The sequence below is a fragment of the Alteromonas sp. 009811495 genome, from assembly GCF_028865455.1.
In the GTDB taxonomy this organism is placed as follows: Bacteria; Pseudomonadota; Gammaproteobacteria; order Enterobacterales; family Alteromonadaceae; genus Alteromonas.
Genome location: NZ_CP113972.1, coordinates 412,279 through 431,778, shown reverse-complemented (window position 1 = coordinate 431,778; position 19,500 = coordinate 412,279). Strand labels below are relative to the sequence as shown.

The window sequence follows — 19,500 nt, the reverse complement described above, 5'->3', positions numbered from 1 at the left end:
CTGCTTTTAAACACTTATAGTTCAAGACCGTCGACTAATACACAGCAATTTACGTTAACCGACATATAAAAAAACCGAGCACTCGGCTCGGTTTTGGAATAAAAGGCGAGCAGTCCGTTGCCCGCAAACTGGGACTATTCGATATTTACGGTAGTAACATCACCGGCTGTAACCGACACTACATCAGAAGATTGTATGAAGAACCCATCTTCTTCGTCCTCGTCGGTTTCTGGTTCATCGAATAAGGCGGCACACGAAAAGCTCACTGTGTACTCACCCTGCGGTACAAAACCTGCTGTGAAATTGAATGTTTCGTTTTGGTCGTCATAAGTGACAGGAACCACTGTAAATGGCCTTACTTCGGTGTCGTCTACACCCTCGTCAGCATCATCACCTAACGTGTCGATAAGCGTTTGTTCACCTTGGTATACATAAACTGCATTTCCTGCAAACATATCTGTTTTAGTCGCACATTTTTCGTCCATAACAAGTGCGCTGTCTACTGTCCCTTCTAACGTACCAACGTCGTCATTAAGGGCTAAGCGTACACCCCTTGGCTTTAACATAATGACTTGCTGGCCTACCGGGTCGACAAGACTTTTTCTCAAATCAAATTCAACGGTATAGGCCGCGTCGAAATTTGGTTGGGCGGTAAAACCATCTAACTTTAATTCGCCGCTAGGTACACGGATTGGGAATGTTCCCTCGTCCATTACAATATAAGAATCGTCTGTCACACTTAGGCGTAGTTGGTTGTATTCACCGACGGGTATCGCCGTGTCTTCGACGATGACTTCAAATTGAGCGCCAGGAAGGCTCAATAGATCAATGCTTCTCGGGTCATTATTTTCATCAGTAACCGAAAAACTAATGGGCTCTCCGTTTCCGATAAGTTCTACCTCATCAAAATACACAACAACTTCGCTAGCGTTGTCTACAGGAGCATCAGAGACAGCCAGTGAAAATGTGGTGGTCGTAGGCTGAGTATCTGGAGGTGTTGTGTCGTTGCTATCATCGCCGCCTGACCCACCACACGCTGTTAATGTGGCAAGTGCCGCAATGACTAGGGAAGTAGAGAATGAGCGCCTCATACTTTGACGAATGCGATTTGATTGAAACAGCGCTTTAATACTTTTCTTTTTCATATTTTTCATAACAACACCTTCTCTATCTTCGCTGAAGAAATTCCGTTCTTAATTCAGCTTTACTTGTTTTACTATTGCTTTATAACCACTAACAATACAATGAACATGCCAACAACAATAAAATCAATATATTCAGAATCTTAGGTAACAATATAGGCAAGAGAGATGTAAATTGATTATGAAGATGTTGCCCATATGCAACACTTTTTTACTGATTGCAATGGAACGATTAACTGCGGTTTTTTGATAAACATCAGGCACAAAAAAAGCAGGACTAACCTGCTTTTTCGTAAATACTATTGAGCGATGCCATCTATCTAATTGGCGCGAACATGATGTTAAATACTCACACGTTTATACGGTCGGTATTCCGCCTTCCAGAAATTACGCTCAATACTTTCGCGCAATGCTTCGTCAGACATTTCAAGTGCCAACCCTTGCTCCATAGCGACTCTAGCAACTTCAAAGGCAATGTCTCTGCTTAGCTGTGCAATGGCGCCTAATGGCGGTAGTAAAGAACCCTCGCCAGTATTCACCAATGGTGATGCAGCTGCTAGCGCATTACTTGCCGCCATCAACATTTCGTCGCTTATTAATTTTGCTTTTGCTGCTACAACACCTAAACCAATACCAGGGAAGATATAGGAATTATTGCACTGAGCAATCGGGAATATTTTGCCGTTGTACTCAACTGGCTTAAATGGGCTTCCCGTTGCAATGATGACTTCACCATCGGTCCATTCAATAACTTGTTCAGGGCGTGCCTCAACTTGTCTAGACGGATTACTTAGTGGGAAGATGATGGGTAATTCGCAAGACTGCTTCATTGCGCGGATCACTTGCTCAGTAAACAAACCTGGTTGACCTGAAACACCAATCAGTACATCTGGTTGCGCACAGTGCATGACGTCTAACAGTGAGGCATAGTCGCCACTAAAGGTCCAGTCAGCTAAGTCTTCTGTCTTCTGCTGAAGTTTTTGTTGGAAGTCACGCAACCCTTCCATGCCTTCAGTAACCAGACCGAAACGGTCAATCATAAATACTTGTTTGCGCGCTTGCTCATCACTAATGCCTTCAAACACCATTTGCTGAATAAGCATTTCAGCAATGCCGCAACCAGCCGAGCCCGCACCAACAAATACCACTTTCATTTCACTCAGCTTTTGTTGCTTGGTGCGACATGCCGCTAAAATTGTACCTAGTGTTACTGCTGCCGTACCTTGAATGTCGTCGTTGAAGCAACATACTTCATTGCGGTAACGATTAAGCAGCGGCATGGCATTAGGCTGTGCAAAGTCCTCAAACTGAATCATAACGTCAGGCCAACGACGTTTTACTGCTTTGATAAACATATCGACAAATTCGTCGTATTCTTCTTGTCCAATACGAGGATGTCGCGCGCCCATATACATAGGGTCGTTTAATAGTTTCTCGTTGTTGGTACCCACATCAAGCATCACTGGTAAGGTGTAGGCTGGACTAATTCCTCCGCATGCGGTGTATAGTGACAACTTACCAATGGGGATCCCCATACCGCCAATACCTTGGTCACCCAAACCTAAAATTCGCTCGCCGTCAGTCACAACAATCACTTTCACTTTGCGCTTTGTCGCATTGCGCACGATATCATCTAGCTGATGACGCTCTTCATACGACACGAACAAGCCGCGGGAACTGCGATAGATATCAGAGAACTGCTCACACGCATCACCCACTGTTGGGGTATAGATAATGGGCATCATCTCATCAATATGCTTTTGAATAAGACGATAGAATAAGGTTTCGTTATTATCTTGAATTGCGCGTAAATAAATGTGCTTATTGAGCGCCTCATCAAAGCTGCTGTACTGCATGTAAGCGCGCTCCACCTGCTCTTCGATGGTTTCAAAACGAGGTGGGACAAGGCCTGTAAGGTTAAAAGCAGCGCGCTCTCGTGCGGTAAATGCGCTGCCTTTATTCAGTAGGGGCGTTTCCAGCAATGAAGGGCCGGCATGAGGAATATAAAGATATCGCTGTGAATCTTCTGACATTGGTTTTCCGATTTTATGTTCAGGCAAATACATCGCCACGGCCTGAAGTGGCACGCCTAACGCGTGCCTTACTTATAATTAGAATATCTCTTCTGGCTCTGGCGCAGTAGTCGTATCCTGTGTGGCTGGATCAATCACTTCATCGTCACGAACGTAAGTGGTTGGCTCGGTGCCTTGCAGGAAATATTCAAATAGTGTCGTATGGTCTGTTCTTCTGGTCAACTTTCCACTGGTACGATCAATGCGAACCCGCACAATATTTTCAGGTACGGGCATAGGCGTATGGGGTTTATCTTTCAATGCATATTGCATAAATCTTATCCACGCAGGGCCCGCGGCTTTTGCACCGTCCTCAGTACCAATGAGGGCATTACCAATCCAGTTGAATTTTTCAGGATCTTTATTAATGAGATTCTGATTACGTGTCGCTCTTCCTAACTGACGCCCCATGTTGTCAAACCCAACCCATGCCGTAGCAACGATATCTTTGTGAAAGCCACTAAACCACGTATCGCGAGAGTCGTTGGTAGTACCTGTTTTACCTGCAATATCTGTACGCTGTAATATATTTCGAGAACGCCATCCAGTGCCAAGCCAATAGGTTTTTTTATTCCAGTTTCCGTTGGCTCTTACCGCAGTTCGCATCATCTCCCCGACTAAGAAGGCGTTCTGCGCCGTTATGACCTGAGGTGCGATAACTTTTTCCTCGCTCTCATCCGCAAGTGCATCGCCTATTAACACATCTTGATTGAGTTCAGCAGCTAGCAGCGCTTCAATATCAGCTTCATCACTTTCTGGCACTATTTCAGGTTCGCTTTCATTTTCGCAACGATTACATGCCCAAACTGGATTCGCTCGCCATAGTTCCTGACCGCTTTCATCGAGTACTTTGCTGATGAAGTGCGGGTTGACTAAATAGCCACCGTTTGCGATAACCGACATCCCTCGCACCACCTCTAACGGAGTGTGTGATCCCGACCCTAACGAAACCGTTTCATCAAAGGGTATATCTTCGGCATCAAATCCAAAGCGAGTAAGATAATCGGTAGTTTCGCGCAGACCAACGCCACGAAGTAATCTTACCGACACCACGTTCTTTGATTTACCTAACGCTTTACGCATCCGAATTGGGCCATCGTATTCTGCTGGAGAATTTTGTGGGCGCCACGCTACGCCAGTTGCCGCGTTCCACTGGTTTATTGGTGCATCGTTAATAATTGAGGCCAGAGTATATCCGCTGTTGATCGCCGCCGAATACACAAAAGGCTTTATGTTTGAACCCACTTGACGTTTGGCTTGGGTGGCACGATTAAACTGGCTTTGATAAAAACTGTAGCCACCAACCACTGCTTCTACTGCGCCATTTTGCGGATTTAAGGCAACAAACGCTCCACTCACTTCAGGAAGTTGAGAAATACGCCACTGCCCTTCCTGCTCGCGAATGTAGATGACCGCCCCTTCTTGGGTAATGTCAGATGCGGTTTTGGGGTCACTCCCTTGACGGAAATCAGTAATGTATTCACGGGCCCAATCTAAACCGTCCCATGTAATCGTACGCGACTCACCATCAACAGAAAGTACATCAATTGATTGCTCACCTACCGCCATTACCACAGCTGGCATCAACGGCTTAATGTGTGGAATTTCACTGAGTACTTCAAGTAGCGACGTTTCATCCCATTCACTGCGATTTGTTCGACTACTAATATCTATACTCAACGAAAGCGCGGGAATAACCTCATCTTTACTTTCAGGGGTGGGTAAATTCCAAAGGTAACCAAGAGGACCTTTATAACCATGGCGTTCATCGTAGTCATGAAGGTTACGTACCACGGCGTTCTGGGCAGCAATTTGAATATCTGAATTAGCGGTTGCATACACTTGATAGCCACCGGTTTCTGCTTCTTCTTTGCCGTAGATTTCCACCATTTCATTGTAAATCGTATCTGCCAAGTAAGGCGCGTCAACTTCAATTTCAGCGCCGTGTTTACGCGCAGTAACAGGTGCACTAGCAGCTTCATCAAACTGTGCTTTGGTGATGTATTGCTCATCGAGCATTCTAAGCAGTACAACCTTGCGCCGCTCTACAGAGCGTTCTGGCCCACTAATAGGGTTCAGTACTGAGGGCGCTTTCGGCAGTCCGGCTATAGTCGCCATTTGCGCTAAGTTAAGCTCGTTAAGAGGTTTTCCGTAGTACACCTGCGAGGCAGCCCCAAAGCCAAACGCGCGATGCCCCAGCTCGATTTTATTGAGGTAAAGTTCAAGGATCTCTTCTTTTGACAGCTCTTGCTCCATATGCAAAGCGATAAAGATTTCTTTTACTTTTCGAATGTAGGTTTTCTCACGCGTAAGGAAGAAACCACGTGCAAGCTGCATGGTAAGTGTACTTGCGCCCTGACGCTTTTCGCCAGTTAGTACTAAACTTACTGCTGCACGCACAATACCTATGGGGTCAATTCCGTGATGTTCGTAAAAACGACTGTCTTCGGTGGCGAGTATCGCGTTGATCAATTCTTGAGGTACTTCCTCAAGTTTTACGGGGATCCGCCGTTTAACTCCATATTGCGAAATAAGTTTTCCGTCTTTGGTGTATATCTGCATGGGCGTTTGCAGGCGTACATCCTTAAGTACAGTGACACTAGGCAGGTCTGGTTTGATATAAAAGTAAATACCTACCAGTGCCGCACAACCCAAAAGGCCTGATAGAAAAACGAATAAAATAAGCGGTTTGATGTACTTCACTGTAACGGATACCAACACATTTTGTTGAAATGACGTATATTTTATACGTATGTGTCATCTATAGAACCATACGCATAAGACTAATAGAGTAATATTGTACTGTAGAGCAATAACCTTTGAAACTGGACACTTGCAAATGAAATCGCTGTTTAACAAAAAGCTGCCGCCCATTGTGGGCTTAGATATAGGCACGCGTCAAATAAAAGCGGTGTGGCTTGAACAATCAAAAGATGGGTATGTACTGCAAGGCTATGCATGTGAACCTATCACTAAAGTTGCTTTTTCTGAACGCGATATCAAAGACTACGAGTCTATCAGTATTGCACTTAAGAAAGTAAGAAAAGCACTTAAGACAAAGCTGAAGCTTGCGAACGTAGCTGTGGCAGGCACGTCTGTGATCAGCAAGATTGTGTATATGGATCCAGACCAAAGTGATTATGAGCTCGAAAACCAAATAGAAATTGAAGCTGACAGTCTTATTCCTTACCCGCTAGAAGAAGTTTATCTAGATTTTGAAGAAATTGGTCCAAGCGCAACCCATTCAGGCAAAGTAAACGTGTTACTCACCGCAGCGCACAAAGACTTAGTGGATAGTCGATTGCTGCTTGCGCGAGAAGCGAATTTTGAACCTAAGATTGTCGATATGGAAAACTACGCCATTGGCAACGCATTAGAATACTTTCACCACGTCGATGCGCCAGAGCAACCGCTTTGCTGTGTAAATGTTGGCGCATCACTGTTACAGATTTGCGTGATAAAAGATGGCAATGTGGTTTACACCAAAGAACATGCTTTCGGACTGAATCATTTAATTAATGACATCAGTGCTATTCATATGATGGAGCGCGAAGAAGCTGAGCGCCAATTATTAGATGGCACTTTAGCAGGTAACTGGGTTGAAGATACGCTGCCGATTTTTGCAGCCAATCTGCAACAAAATATCAACCGAGCGCTGCAAATGTACATGAGCACGCTACACGCAGAGCGCCCAACAAACATACTGCTAAGCGGCGGAGCGGCCACTATCGAGCCGTTAGTTGATATTCTAAATCAAGATCTGGGTTTAGAAGTGAATTGCTTTAATCCATTTAGTGGTATGACAATAAACCCTAAATTAGACACCGAGCGCTTACATAAGATTGCGCCGCAATTAGCGATTGCCGCGGGGCTTGCAAGCAGGAGTTTTACACAATGGCACATGTAAACCTTCTACCTTGGCGCGAAAAGCAGCGTCAGCATCAAAAACAACAATACCTAGGCGCTTTATTTGCTGTTGCCGCTATCGTTGGACTTATATTCTGGTTTATCGGTCAAGCTATCGATCAACAGATTAGCAATCAAAATTCACGCAACAATTATTTAGAACAAGAAATTGCCATACTCGACGAGCAAATTGCACAAATTAAAAAGGTCAAAGATAGTAAGAATGCCATAGAGCAGCGCATGGCACTTATTGAGCAACTTCAGGCTAGCCGTAATGTTGCACCTATTGTATTTGATGAACTCGTTAAGCTTGTGCCATCTGGTGTTGCGTTTGAGTCAATGACTCGAACGGGTAACAGGATAGAGATTGAAGGCACAAGTGATTCAAATAACCGCCTTTCAGATTTTATGCGCGGCTTAGATAATTCGAAAATTTTCGTTGCCGCAGAGCTTTCTACAATCAAATCAGACAGTAGTGCTGCACGCGCTATGAGTAGCTTTACGCTAACATTTCTGATTAAACCCAATATTGCTCCTCTTGAAAGCAGTCAAAATGGAGCGCAGTAAATTATGAAATTTGACGTAGAAAAACTTAAAGAACTCAACGAACTCGATTTCGAGCAAATTGCTATATGGCCGCAAGAAATTCGTATTGTTGTAGGCGCGTTTGTGGCTATTATCGTAGGCGCATTAAGCTATTACATGCTGATTAGCCCTAAGCTTCCCACGCTGGACGCTGCTGAATTAAAAGAGCAAGAGCTTAAACTGCAGTTTGAAGCTAAGTATCGTATTGCGGCTAACCTAGAAGCCTATCAAGAGCAGCTTGCTCAAATTAAGAAAGACTTTTCTTCCATGTTGAAAAGCCTCCCCACCAGCAATGAAACACCGGGGTTGCTCGACGATATTACCTATGTGGGTACGTCATCGGGACTGACATTTGAGCTATTGAACTGGCAACAGGAAGTACCGAAAGAGTTTTACACTGAACTACCCATAGAGATGGAAGTGAGTGGCGGTTATCACAATTTTGGTGAGTTTGTGTCTAAAGTGGCTGACTTACCTCGTATTGTGACTCTGCACGATTTTGATATTACGCGCGGCACTGACGGGCTTTCATTGAAACTTCAGGCAAAAACTTATCGTTCTGAAAACTCGTCAGAAATTGAGGGAGAGGTAAAATAATGCGTTATCTTACAGCTCTCTTAGCCTTATTTTTGGCAACTGGATGTTCACCAAAGCTTGACGATCTGCAAGCATATACACAAAGTGTAAAAGATAGGACAACACCACAAATTGAACCCTATCCTGAGTTCGAAACGCATCCGCCATTCACTTATAGTGCAGGCGCGCTTCGTAGCCCCTTTGAACAACCTCGTCGAAATACCGCCCCGGTAAGCAAGCCTCGTGTAGAAAATTGCTACCAACCTGACTTTCAACGAGCAAAAGAAGCACTTGAAGCATATGGCGTAGATGCACTTTCACTTTCAGGAAATTTTGAGGTTAAAGGCGTGCAATGGGCCTTGATTAGAAGTAACGATGGCGTGTTGCATAAAGCCAAAGTAGGAAGCCGTATCGGCTTGTTTTATGGAAAAATTACGCAAATTGGCAGTGATTCAATTACTATTGAACAGTCATTACCAGATGGTGCCGGCTGCTGGCAAAGGAAAACAACAACAATGACTACAGCATCAAAGGCGGGAGAGTAAACATGGCCGAGCGATACATATTCAACAAATCTCTGAATCGTAGAGTACCTCGTTGGTACTGGCTTGCCGCGGCGATCGCTACCTTGCTATCTCTCACACTTGTTATGGCACCAGTTAAAGCACAAGAGCCACTATTGGTCGACCCACAAGCGCAAGCGCGTCAGGCGCAAGTCACGACTACAGTCACCAATATTGACTTTACGCAAGGTGCAGACCGCGCGGCAATTACACTGGTTTCATTTACAGGCGATACGCCCAAACTACAGTTAGTTGAGTCACAAGGGAAAGTGTCGGTAACACTGGCCAATACCAAGCTTGGTGAGGACCAACTTGTCGAGTTAAATGTGGCTGATTTCGGAACCTTGGTTTCAACAATTGAAACCTTCGAAGATGACAACGACGCACGTATTGAAGTGAATTATGCGGGCACGGTAGTTGTTCAAAATACCATTAACGAAGGCGTCCTTAGAATCGAAGTAAAAGCCATGGACGCTGAGCAACAAGAAGCACTTGAGAGCGAAACAAAGTACACGGGCGACCCAATTTCTCTTGATTTTCAAGACGTGCCTGTAAGACAAGTATTGCAGATTATTGCCCAAGTTAATGGTTTTAACCTTGTTACTACCGATACTGTCACAGGCAATGTCACAATATCTTTATCTGGCGTTCCTTGGGATCAAGCACTTGATATGATCCTTCGCGTTAAAGGTCTTGATAAGCGTTTAGAAGGTAACATTCTCCTTATCGCACCTGCAGAAGAATTGTCAGCGCGTGAAACTCAAGCGCTTCAGTCAAAGAAACAAGTGTCTGATTTAGCACCACTACAAACGGTCAATATCCCCGTAAATTATGCCAAAGCAGCAGCCTTAGCGACTATTTTAAAATCTACTGAAGGCGGTATTTTGTCTGACCGTGGTGGCGTCACCGTAGACGAACGCACCAACACGATCCTTATTCGCGATACCTTAGCTTCAATTGATGAAGCCAGAAAAATGATTGATGCCCTAGATGTCCCTGTAAAACAGGTACTCATAGAAAGTCGCATGGTTACCGTGCTGGACAATGTTGATGAACAATTAGGTGTGCGTTGGGGGTTTAGTGATCGTCAAGATGACAATGGCGTATCGGGTTCAATTGAAGGCGCTGAAACTATAGCCGGTGGCGTTATTCCCACAATTGGCGATCGCCTGAACGTTAATCTACCCGTTGCGAGTACGTCAGCAGCAAGCATCGGGTTTCAGGTAGCCAGCTTGGTTGATGGCACTATTTTGGATTTAGAGTTATCTGCACTTGAGTCTGAAAACAAAGGTGAAATTATTGCCAGCCCGCGTATCACAGTAGCCAATCAGCACGAAGCTTACATAGAGCAAGGTACCGAGATACCCTATGTTCAAGCAACATCATCAGGTGCAACATCGGTAGAATTCAAAAAAGCGGTACTATCGCTCAAAGTGACACCGCATATTACTCCTGACAACCGCATTATTCTTGATTTGGTTGTGACACAAGATACGCGAGGCGAAACCGTTTCTACATCAACGGGTGATGCCGTTGCCATTGATACTCAAGAAATAAAAACGCAGGTATTGGTGGAAAATGGCGAGACCATCGTACTAGGTGGCATATTCCAGCAGACCAGCTCTGATGGTGTGACAAAAGTACCCCTATTTGGCGATTTGCCAGTCGTGGGCGCGCTATTTAGAAATACCTCTCAGTTACAGCAAAAACGTGAGCTACTTATTTTCGTAACGCCTAAAATTGTAACTGAACGTCCTTAACGCCAGAATACGAGCCTAAAAGCGCGCTTTTTACAGCGCGTTTTTTTGTTTTTGACACTTTTTTGTAAGTAAATTTACAGGTATACGCTAATTGTTAGTAACAAAACTTGCAACGCCTTGCAGGAAACTGAGATAATCGCGCTCTCGAAATTTAAGCGAGGTTTAAGGAGTGGTGCTTATTGGACACTAAATAGGCACGAGTCAATGGGTAGGCTGGTAAGGCAACAGTGCACTGCCCCTAACATGATTAAGTTGTGATATAAGCAAATATGGCTGAAAAACGTAATATCTTTTTAGTTGGCCCAATGGGTGCTGGCAAAAGTACCATCGGTAGACATCTGGCAGACGAACTTCACCTAGATTTTTTTGATTCGGATCAGGAAATTGAGCGCCGTACTGGTGCTGATATCGCTTGGATCTTTGATTTGGAAGGTGAAGACGGTTTCCGCAAACGCGAAGAGAACGTCATTAACGACCTGACAGATAAGCAAGGTATCGTACTTGCCACAGGCGGCGGCTCTATAGTAACTAAAGCGGTACGCAATCGTTTATCTGCCCGCGGTATTGTTGTTTACTTGCAAACCACTATCGATAAGCAAGTTGCCCGTACACAACGCGACAAGCGTCGTCCTTTGCTACAAAATGAAGACCCTGAGAAGGTACTTCGTGATCTTGCAGAAATGCGTAACCCACTATATGAAGAAGTGGCCGATTACGTGGTAGATACAGACGACCAATCTGCACGCGCAGTAGCAAATCAAATTATTAGCAAAATTGGTCTATAAATAAAAACACTATAAATTAGGAGGTGCTACGCCCATGTCAACCTTAACTGTGGAACTTGGAGACCGTAGCTATCCTATACAGATAGAGGCTGGGCTGCTTACGCAACCTGGCCTTTTTCGTTCTTATATAAAAGGCCCTCTAGCGGTTATCGTTACCAACGAGACGATAGCGCCACTGTATCTCGACACTGTCGTTAAAGCTTGTGGCGATGTCCACGTCGAAACCATTGTGTTACCCGATGGCGAACAGCATAAGAACTTAACCCAGTTTGAAGTTGTAATGACGCGGTTGCTAGAACTCAACGCAGCCCGTGACACCACATTAATTGCATTAGGTGGCGGTGTAATTGGTGACTTAACAGGCTTTGTTGCTGCAACCTATCAGCGTGGTGTGCCTTTTATTCAAGTACCCACTACCCTATTGTCACAAGTCGACTCTTCGGTAGGCGGTAAAACTGCTGTAAATCATCCACTTGGTAAAAACATGATTGGTGCGTTTTACCAACCGCAGTTTGTCGCCATTGATACTGACACGCTTACCACTTTACCTGCTCGAGAGTTTGCAGCAGGTATGGCTGAAGTTATCAAATACGGAATTATCTACGACGCGAGCTTTTTTAATTGGTTAGAGCAAAACGTCACGCCCCTTACTGCGCTAGACAAAAATACGTTGAGCCAGGCTATCTTTCGCTGCTGTGAAATCAAAGCTGATGTGGTAGCAAAAGATGAGCGAGAAGGCGGATTACGCGCCATACTTAACCTCGGTCACACGTTTGGCCACGCAATCGAAGCTGAGCAAGGTTATGGTAACTGGCTTCATGGTGAAGCCGTAGCCGCTGGTACTATACTTGCTTGTAAAGCAGCAGAAGCGCTGTCATGGTTTACACCGTCAGAAACACGTCGTGTTAGTGCGTTATTTGAAACGTTCAAGCTTCCCGTAGCAGGGCCTAGCGACATGAATAAAGACGACTATGTTAAGCACATGAAGCGCGATAAAAAGGTTGAGGCAGGTAATATTCGCTTTGTACTTCCACAGGGTATCGGTAAAGCGGTTGTGACAAAAGACGTAACCGACGCGATATTGTCTGAATTACTATCTTAACCTTCATCGACACGCTTTGGCTTAAACGTACTGTACAATAAATATGTTTAAGCCACTTGGCTAATTTCGTATATCGAAGGGGCGAACTTCCGTGCAAAGTGAACTGCATGAACGTTTGGAGTACTTGGTAAATTATTCATCACAACTGATTTTTGTCAGTGGTGAGTCTATTGCTGAGCAACAAAAAACGTTAGAGGCGTTTGTCTTTCAGCAACATGATGACACCGAAATTGCCTACCTGACCGCGCAAGAGAATATGGACACGTCTGACTATCGTCGTCAGCTCTGCCGTCAACTACTCGGGCAAGTGGTTGGAAGTTTCGTAAGACCTCTAAATGAACTTCTTGTAGATTTAAACGGCCATGAAGGGCCTATTCTCATAGCAATCACACAAGCGCACCACCTTCCTGACAAATTGCTACAGGAATTATGGGATTTAGTGCTACAAAGCCGGTTTGCGGGTAACAAACAACACATGAACGTTTTGCTTTTTGCCAACAGCCAATGGGCAGAAAATGCGAAACAGTGGCTGCCTGCCAAAAATACTGAAACGCCACTCATTATAAGTAGCCAGTCGGTTATGAGTGAGCAGCCCACGTTTGAGTCGGACCTCGACAAAATGATTGCGTCTCGACGTGAAGCATTTCAAGCGCACCTAGAAAACCGACAGAGAGAAAATACACTCACGTTTAGCAACCCCTTAAAATCCAAGTGGCTATATGGTGCTATAGCAGCCATTTTTCTTGTTACGTTTACTGGCTTGGTCTACTGGCAATATGGCAGCAATCTATCAGGTCTGTTTGCGCCTATCGAAAGCGGCAATACCAATACTACAGCTTCTCAAGCAGTACCAGGCTCAGCCTACGACTCGTTGCTTGAAGAAAATACTGATAACCAAGACACTACCCGTAATGACACAAAGATTACTGGCGATAGCACCTCTCCTAATGATATTGCTACTATCGACGTTGTTACAGTGAGTGAGAGTGAACAGGAAGCACCGTTGTTAAATGACGATGCGAACTTGGTCACTGACTGGAACACGGCTGTTTCATCTTTAGGGCCAAGCAACAAAACACAAAGTGCCATTACTGATGATTCCCAGCGCCCAAACCAAGATAGCGACGTCATTGAGCCAACCACCCTTGTTGATGAAAAGCCAATCGCTGTTGCGAGTGCTAATAACGAGAACGAGAAAGAGAACGAGGCTAACACTGAAAACGTATGGATAGGTCCATCTCAGTATGCCATTCAGATGCTAGCGATGAAAGATGAGCGAGTACTCGAGCAATTTTTGTTGGAGTATGGACTTTACGATAAAACCCGCGTTTACAAGACCCAACGCTACGGTGGTGATTGGTTCGTTGTAGTTGATAAGACACTCTATTCCAATTTTAATGACGCGCAGCAAGCACGCAGTACTTTGCCCGACTTTCCAGGCAAACAGAACGCTTTTGTTAAGAATGGCGAACAAGTACTCAAAGAGTTAGCTCTGACTGACAATCCATAAATCACCTATTGCCTAATAGTGCGCTAAAATCGCGCGCTTATCTCACTTGCTGGTTGTTCACATTAGCGATGAAAGTTACAATCTACCTTTAGTGTGGTGATGTCAAAAGACCCTTCCCCGGCAATGCCTTCGGCGACGTTAGGAATAACCACCTTCTTCAGTCCGTGTAGGTAGTAACGTTTAAGCATGATGCAAAAGAAAAACCGGGCCTTTTTAAAATGGGCCGGTGGCAAATATAGCTTGGTAGAGCACATTCAAGCCAGATTACCGCAAGCTAACAAACTTATTGAACCGTTTGTTGGTGCCGGCTCTGTATTTTTGAATACGCAATACAAACGTTACCTTCTCAATGATATCAACCCTGATCTCATTAACCTGTACAACTTTTTAAAAGCACAACCCGATGCATTAATTAATGATGCGCGTGAATTTTTCTGCGACAAGCGTAACGACGAAAAAATGTATTATGCATTGCGAGAAGAGTTCAACAGTACACAGGATGAGTATTACCGAGCCATACTCTTTTTGTATCTGAACAGACATGGTTATAACGGTTTGTGTCGCTACAGCCTGCAGGGCCGATTTAATGTTCCTTTTGGGCGCTATAAAAAACCATACTTTCCCGAAGATGAAATGTTCGTTTTTTCTGAGAAGTCACAAAAGGCTACGTTTACCTGCTTGCCTTTTGAAAAAGTGTTTTCAAGGGCGCGAAGAGGCAACGTGATCTATTGCGATCCGCCTTATGCACCTATTAGTAAAACGGCTGCTTTTACGAGTTACGCGGCTCGCAGCTTTGGACAAGATTCTCAAGAAAAGCTAGCAGAACTTGCAACCCGAGCCTCTAAAAAGCGCGGTATTCCAGTGCTGATTTCCAATCACGACTTGCCGCTAACACGTTCACTTTATCATGGTGCTGATTTCAGCATGCTTTCAGTAAAGCGTTCAATTAGCCAAAATGGTGCTAAGCGACAACCTGTAGATGAGATATTGGCTTACTTTCCGCCAGCGAAGGTGCTGCCTAAAGCGAAAGTGAGAAAAAGAAAAGCGAAGTCACCTGTAGTGGTGCCCTCTATATAAGCGCGGTTTGATTAAGTACTGTAGCCGCTGTACCACTTCACAAACATAAACAGCAAAACCACAAAGGTAATTACTAACACAACGCCAATAATTGCAAAACTAATAAAGGTGCCTTTTGTGAAGTCTCGTTCGTAATTTTTGTGACTTTGAACACCAAACAGACTAGCAATTACACTCCCCAGAACTGACCAAAAACCAGTACCAGATTGCATAATCACACCTTAAGCGTCGTTAGGCGAAGAAGAGAAATCAACGCTGCCATCATCACTGTGCAGCAGTTCGAGTAGGTCAAGAAAGTGAAACTGAAATGACGGCGACTTGCCTGCTATCCAAGAAAACCAACTTACCTCTTCAACGCCATCTTTATGACGGGCACATTGATTTTGAATGTGGCTTGCCGGAAGTTTAGGATTAAACTCGGTAACAGGTTGATAGTTACAGACAGACGAGCGCGATTGAGGCGCAGACGACAACGCTACACTAAGTAACGCGGCGCTACCGCACACTGCAAAAAAAGGGAGAACTTTCATCCTGAATACTCCTAGCACTCGTTTAAAAATTAATCTCATTATAATCAAATCGAACGTTGGAACAAGACTATTGTTACTAAAATAAGTAAGTGCTCAAAAATACGTTTTCTACACTGTAAGCTTTTGCTAACACCAATACTGCGAAACCTTATTCTTAAGCACAATATAAAAAGCCTAATGACAGCATTAGGCTTTTAACTCAACGTTCATTGGGCCTACCTTGGCCCAACACTAACTCACAATTACAGTTGGAAATCCATCGAGTAACCCACAGTGAATTTCACTGCGTCGTTATCAAATTCGTCTTCACCACCCATATCGTCTAGATCGGTACCTGTAATAGCGAAACTAAAGCCATCTTTAGACAGTGAAATACCATAATCAACGTAGCCTTCTACACCGTTGAACGCTTCTGCAAAGTCACCTTCGTGATAGCCTACGTGTAAACCTAACTCTGTGCCATTAAGTACTTCAAACGCATAATCAAGTGAAGTATAAGACGCTTGCGCGAAGCCAAAGTCTTGGCCTTCGCCTTCATCAGCTTCTGTGTGTGCTAGTAGATAAACGGTTAGGCTCAGTCCACCCATACCAACGCTACCGTATACTTCAGCAAAATCGAAGTTAGCTTCGTCGTCGTAGTTGTAGTAAAGGTAACCGAAGTCGTAGGCAACACCGTCTGACTCACCAGAAAAACCGAAATACATATCGTGCTCGTATGAGTACACATCACCCGCACCGTAGTTTACGTTAGACGCCCAAGTACCCGCATAAAAGCCACTTTCGTGCGCGTAATCAATACCACCTTGAACAGCAGCTTCGTTAGTGGTTTGTGTAAGACCACGCCAAATGTAGTTGCTGCTCACGCCTGCGTTTGCAGTGAACTCGCCTTCAGCATAGCTTGGCATCGCAGTTAATAGGCACGCTGAAGAGATAGCAGCGGCAAGTAATGTTCTTTTTGTAGATGTTTTCATGTGTGTTCTCCAGTGAAATTCAAATTTGTTGTTGTAATTTGTTTTTCTGTCTTCTTATTTTTGGACTGGATAACGCAAACTTAATGCCCATTTATGGTTCATCTTAAAAAACGCACAACAAACCAATAAGTAATTGAATTTTATTCATTTAATTTTATTAAAAAATCACACCGCGCTAATACACATGCAGACAAACTGAATAAACATGCACCAACTTAACGCGACCTCACCAAAATTGGGCAGTGCATTGTGGGTATTTGCGACTGATTTAGTGCGCATCGAAAGACTGTTTATTGCAATACGTAGTAAACAGATGCGCTTTTGGGTAAACTTTCGCTGAATTCACGCGTTTGCAACTCGTTGAGCTTATTCAAGGTTCTATCGGGCAACGCATTTGGATGTTCACTTAAAGGATGCACCATGAAACCATTTTTGATAGCCCCTTCCATATTGTCAGCCGACTTTGCTCGACTGGGCGAAGACGTAGAAGCAGTATTAAAAGCGGGAGCAGATGTGGTGCACTTTGATGTCATGGATAACCACTATGTGCCCAACCTCACCTTTGGACCAATGATTTGTGAAGCACTGCGCAACTATGGAATAAGTGCGCCAATCGACGTTCACTTGATGGTGAAACCGGTCGATGATCTCATTGAAAAATTTGCTAAGGCTGGTGCGAGCTATATCAGCTTTCACCCAGAGGCATCTGAACATATAGATCGTTCACTCCAGCTAATTATTGATTCGGGTTGCAAACCAGGTTTGGTATTTAACCCCGCTACGCCGCTACATTACCTTGATCACGTTATGGATAAGCTACACCACATCCTAATAATGTCGGTTAACCCTGGGTTCGGCGGGCAGAAATTTATTCCCAGCACCCTCGATAAAGTGCGAGCCGTTAAACAGCGAGTTAAAGAAAGTGGCTACGACATTCGAATAGAAATTGACGGTGGCGTAAAAGTAGATAACATTCGCGACATAGCTGAAGCGGGTGCAGACATGTTTGTAGCAGGCTCAGCCATTTTTTCTCAAGATGACTATAGCGACGTTATTGGCCAAATGCGCCACGAACTCGCGGCATTATCAAAAGCATAACATTTTAAAAACGTAATACAGGTAAAGACAAATGAGTAATAAACCCGTTGTATTAAGTGGCTGTCAGCCTTCTGGACAACTTACCCTTGGCAACTATATGGGTGCACTTAAACAGTGGGTTTCCATGCAAGACGATCACGATTGTCTTTATATGATTGTAGATCTTCATGCAATTACTGTAAGACAAGATCCTAAATTACTCGGCGAAGCCTGTCTTGACGGCTTAGCACTTTACCTTGCTTGTGGTATCGACCCGCAAAAAAGCACTATTTTTATGCAATCACATGTCCCTGAGCATGCACAGCTTTCGTGGGTACTGAACTGCTATGCGCAAATGGGCGAGCTTAACCGCATGACTCAATTCAAAGATAAGTCGGCGAAAAATGAAAACAATATTAACGTAGGCTTATACAGCTATCCGGTTTTGCAAGCTGCTGATATTTTGCTTTACCAAGCAGATAAAGTACCAGTAGGAGAAGACCAGAAACAGCACCTTGAACTTACTCGTGACATTGCTACACGCGTGAATAATTTATACGGTGATGTATTCCGCCTACCTGATCCTTACATTCCAGATTTTGGTGCTCGCATCATGAGCTTGCAAGAGCCTGAAAAGAAGATGTCAAAGTCTGATACCAACCCTAATAACTTCATTGGTCTTCTAGAAGAGCCTAAAAAGCTGACTAAAAAGATAAAGCGTGCAGTCACTGACTCTGACGAGCAAGCAAACATCTACTTTAACCCAACAGAAAAACCTGGGGTTTCTAACTTGCTTACGCTGCTGTCTTTATCAACCGGGAAATCTGTGAAAGAGCTTGAGCCAGAGTACACTGATAAAATGTACGGTCATTTAAAAGGTGATGTGGCCGAAGCAGTTGTTTCGCTTTTAGAGCCTATTCAGCAGCGCTATGCCGAAATTCGTGCGGACCGCGCTTATCTTGACGAAGTTATGCGCCAAGGTGCAGAAAAAGCCAGCGCGCGCGCCGCACAAACCCTTAAGAAGGTCTACGACGCTGTTGGGTTTATTCCAAAGCCGTAACGCATCGTATTTGTAATGACAGAGGTTTATCGCGGCTGTGTTGCTGTTAATTGACAACTTTGATTCGTTCACGCATAACCTGGCGCGGTACTACACAGAACTAGGTGCTGATGTTGAAGTGATACGCAATAATGCGTTATCACTTGCCGATATTGAGCACCTATCTCCCTCACAGCTTGTTATTTCTCCGGGCCCTTGTACACCTAATGAAGCAGGTATTAGCCTTGCTGCCATCAAACATTTTGCTGGAAAGCTCCCTATTATGGGAGTGTGCCTCGGCCACCAAGCGATTGGGCAGGTATTTGGCGCAAAAGTGGTAGGCGCTAAGGAAATAAAGCATGGAAAAGTATCTGCGCTTCAACATACAAATCAAGGACTGTTTGCCGGCCTTCCAGAACGCTTCGATGTCACTCGCTACCACTCACTCGTACTGGAGCCCAATACACTTCCTTCGACACTGCGTGTAGACGCTTGGTGCGAAACCGCCTGTGGTCAAAGGGAAATTATGGCTATTTCACACACCCAATATCCTATTTGGGGTGTACAATACCACCCAGAATCGCTGTTAACCCAGCATGGCCATGACGTTTTGCATGCATTTTTAAAACAGCCGGCGGTTTCTCTTAAGTAAATTCAGGGTGGGCCGATAACCTATTCGCAATTCCCTGTTTTATCATTTACTTTTGACTGAGTATAAGAACAGGGGCATATCAATCCACCCGCAGGGTACTTTACCCACGCCGGGTTTAGCGAAGTAGTAGGCCCCATGTACGATAGTGTTGCC

At 44.5% G+C, this 19,500-nt stretch carries 18 protein-coding genes; 12 read left to right on the top strand and 6 right to left on the bottom strand.

Going from position 1 to position 19,500, the window contains the following annotated elements; genetic code table 11:
• Positions 1–134 precede the first annotated feature (134 nt).
• From OZ660_RS01875 to OZ660_RS01865, 3 genes are all read right to left on the bottom strand, one after another.
• Positions 135–1,154 carry a DUF4382 domain-containing protein gene (locus OZ660_RS01875; protein WP_274742362.1) on the bottom strand — a complete coding sequence of 340 codons (1,020 nt, stop codon included), beginning with the start codon at positions 1,152–1,154 and terminating at the stop codon, positions 135–137.
• Positions 1,155–1,483: 329 nt separating this feature from the next.
• Entirely contained in the window at positions 1,484–3,175 is a 1,692-nt protein-coding gene (locus OZ660_RS01870) for an NAD-dependent malic enzyme (protein WP_202263317.1), read from the bottom strand.
• Positions 3,176–3,253: 78 nt separating this feature from the next.
• Positions 3,254–5,917, bottom strand: a complete 2,664-nt coding sequence (locus OZ660_RS01865; RefSeq protein ID WP_274742361.1) for a penicillin-binding protein 1A — start codon at positions 5,915–5,917, stop codon at positions 3,254–3,256.
• Between the two features lie 136 nt (positions 5,918–6,053).
• On the opposite strand from OZ660_RS01865, the gene pilM reads away from it, so the two are divergent.
• From pilM to OZ660_RS01820, 9 genes are all read left to right on the top strand, one after another.
• The gene (gene pilM, locus OZ660_RS01860) at positions 6,054–7,121 is read left to right on the top strand and encodes a type IV pilus assembly protein PilM (protein ID WP_274742360.1); all 1,068 of its coding nucleotides are present in this window, start codon (positions 6,054–6,056) and stop codon (positions 7,119–7,121) included.
• Positions 7,109–7,687 (top strand): PilN domain-containing protein, encoded by a 579-nt coding sequence (locus OZ660_RS01855; protein WP_274742359.1) that lies wholly within the window; start codon positions 7,109–7,111, stop codon positions 7,685–7,687. Before pilM ends, OZ660_RS01855 begins: the two co-directional genes overlap by 13 nt.
• A gap of 3 nt (positions 7,688–7,690) precedes the next feature.
• A complete protein-coding gene (locus OZ660_RS01850) occupies positions 7,691–8,302 on the top strand; it encodes a type 4a pilus biogenesis protein PilO (RefSeq protein ID WP_159627339.1) in 612 nt (203 codons plus the stop codon).
• Positions 8,302–8,826, top strand: a complete 525-nt coding sequence (locus tag OZ660_RS01845) for a pilus assembly protein PilP (RefSeq protein WP_442859679.1) — start codon at positions 8,302–8,304, stop codon at positions 8,824–8,826. Before OZ660_RS01850 ends, OZ660_RS01845 begins: the two co-directional genes overlap by 1 nt.
• 2 nt (positions 8,827–8,828) lie before the next feature.
• Positions 8,829–10,604: a type IV pilus secretin PilQ gene (locus tag OZ660_RS01840; RefSeq protein WP_274742358.1), complete on the top strand. Its 1,776-nt coding sequence runs from the start codon at positions 8,829–8,831 to the stop codon at positions 10,602–10,604.
• 269 nt (positions 10,605–10,873) lie between these two features.
• Positions 10,874–11,389 (top strand): shikimate kinase AroK, encoded by a 516-nt coding sequence (gene aroK, locus OZ660_RS01835; protein WP_159627341.1) that lies wholly within the window; start codon positions 10,874–10,876, stop codon positions 11,387–11,389.
• A 34-nt stretch (positions 11,390–11,423) separates the two neighbouring features.
• Entirely contained in the window at positions 11,424–12,491 is a 1,068-nt protein-coding gene (gene aroB / locus OZ660_RS01830; protein ID WP_274742357.1) for a 3-dehydroquinate synthase, read from the top strand.
• A gap of 91 nt (positions 12,492–12,582) precedes the next feature.
• Positions 12,583–14,001 (top strand): SPOR domain-containing protein, encoded by a 1,419-nt coding sequence (locus OZ660_RS01825; protein WP_274742356.1) that lies wholly within the window; start codon positions 12,583–12,585, stop codon positions 13,999–14,001.
• A 186-nt stretch (positions 14,002–14,187) separates the two neighbouring features.
• Positions 14,188–15,078, top strand: a complete 891-nt coding sequence (locus OZ660_RS01820) for a Dam family site-specific DNA-(adenine-N6)-methyltransferase (RefSeq protein WP_202263311.1) — start codon at positions 14,188–14,190, stop codon at positions 15,076–15,078.
• 11 nt (positions 15,079–15,089) lie between these two features.
• On the opposite strand, the gene OZ660_RS01815 is transcribed toward OZ660_RS01820, so the two are convergent.
• The 3 genes from OZ660_RS01815 to OZ660_RS01805 all read right to left on the bottom strand — a co-directional run bounded on the left by OZ660_RS01815 (position 15,090) and on the right by OZ660_RS01805 (position 16,579).
• Entirely contained in the window at positions 15,090–15,290 is a 201-nt protein-coding gene (locus OZ660_RS01815) for a DUF2970 domain-containing protein (RefSeq protein WP_202263310.1), read from the bottom strand.
• Between the two features lie 9 nt (positions 15,291–15,299).
• Complete coding sequence (locus OZ660_RS01810) at positions 15,300–15,608, bottom strand: hypothetical protein (RefSeq protein ID WP_159627346.1); 309 nt, start codon at positions 15,606–15,608, stop codon at positions 15,300–15,302.
• 242 nt (positions 15,609–15,850) lie between these two features.
• Positions 15,851–16,579, bottom strand: a complete 729-nt coding sequence (locus OZ660_RS01805) for a TorF family putative porin (protein ID WP_159627347.1) — start codon at positions 16,577–16,579, stop codon at positions 15,851–15,853.
• A gap of 420 nt (positions 16,580–16,999) precedes the next feature.
• Between OZ660_RS01805 and rpe the strand changes: the two genes are divergently transcribed.
• The 3 genes from rpe to OZ660_RS01790 are packed head-to-tail and all read left to right on the top strand — an operon-like array spanning position 17,000 to position 19,347.
• The gene (gene rpe, locus OZ660_RS01800; RefSeq protein WP_159627348.1) at positions 17,000–17,677 is read left to right on the top strand and encodes a ribulose-phosphate 3-epimerase; all 678 of its coding nucleotides are present in this window, start codon (positions 17,000–17,002) and stop codon (positions 17,675–17,677) included.
• A gap of 31 nt (positions 17,678–17,708) precedes the next feature.
• Positions 17,709–18,716, top strand: coding sequence for a tryptophan--tRNA ligase (gene trpS / locus OZ660_RS01795; protein ID WP_226434484.1), 1,008 nt, complete (start codon positions 17,709–17,711; stop codon positions 18,714–18,716).
• A 37-nt stretch (positions 18,717–18,753) separates the two neighbouring features.
• Positions 18,754–19,347 (top strand): anthranilate synthase component II, encoded by a 594-nt coding sequence (locus OZ660_RS01790; protein ID WP_274742355.1) that lies wholly within the window; start codon positions 18,754–18,756, stop codon positions 19,345–19,347.
• Positions 19,348–19,500 lie beyond the last annotated feature (153 nt).

Coding starts and splice junctions, on each gene's coding strand:
- OZ660_RS01845 (WP_442859679.1), top strand. CDS start 8,302: ATGCGTTATCTTACAGCTCTCTTAGCCTTATTTTTGGCAACTGGATGT.
- OZ660_RS01805 (WP_159627347.1), bottom strand. CDS start 16,579: ATGAAAACATCTACAAAAAGAACATTACTTGCCGCTGCTATCTCTTCA.
- trpS (WP_226434484.1), top strand. CDS start 17,709: ATGAGTAATAAACCCGTTGTATTAAGTGGCTGTCAGCCTTCTGGACAA.
- OZ660_RS01815 (WP_202263310.1), bottom strand. CDS start 15,290: ATGCAATCTGGTACTGGTTTTTGGTCAGTTCTGGGGAGTGTAATTGCT.
- OZ660_RS01820 (WP_202263311.1), top strand. CDS start 14,188: ATGATGCAAAAGAAAAACCGGGCCTTTTTAAAATGGGCCGGTGGCAAA.
- OZ660_RS01840 (WP_274742358.1), top strand. CDS start 8,829: ATGGCCGAGCGATACATATTCAACAAATCTCTGAATCGTAGAGTACCT.
- OZ660_RS01850 (WP_159627339.1), top strand. CDS start 7,691: ATGAAATTTGACGTAGAAAAACTTAAAGAACTCAACGAACTCGATTTC.
- aroB (WP_274742357.1), top strand. CDS start 11,424: ATGTCAACCTTAACTGTGGAACTTGGAGACCGTAGCTATCCTATACAG.
- pilM (WP_274742360.1), top strand. CDS start 6,054: ATGAAATCGCTGTTTAACAAAAAGCTGCCGCCCATTGTGGGCTTAGAT.
- OZ660_RS01870 (WP_202263317.1), bottom strand. CDS start 3,175: ATGTCAGAAGATTCACAGCGATATCTTTATATTCCTCATGCCGGCCCT.
- aroK (WP_159627341.1), top strand. CDS start 10,874: ATGGCTGAAAAACGTAATATCTTTTTAGTTGGCCCAATGGGTGCTGGC.
- rpe (WP_159627348.1), top strand. CDS start 17,000: ATGAAACCATTTTTGATAGCCCCTTCCATATTGTCAGCCGACTTTGCT.
- OZ660_RS01855 (WP_274742359.1), top strand. CDS start 7,109: ATGGCACATGTAAACCTTCTACCTTGGCGCGAAAAGCAGCGTCAGCAT.
- OZ660_RS01810 (WP_159627346.1), bottom strand. CDS start 15,608: ATGAAAGTTCTCCCTTTTTTTGCAGTGTGCGGTAGCGCCGCGTTACTT.
- OZ660_RS01875 (WP_274742362.1), bottom strand. CDS start 1,154: ATGAAAAATATGAAAAAGAAAAGTATTAAAGCGCTGTTTCAATCAAAT.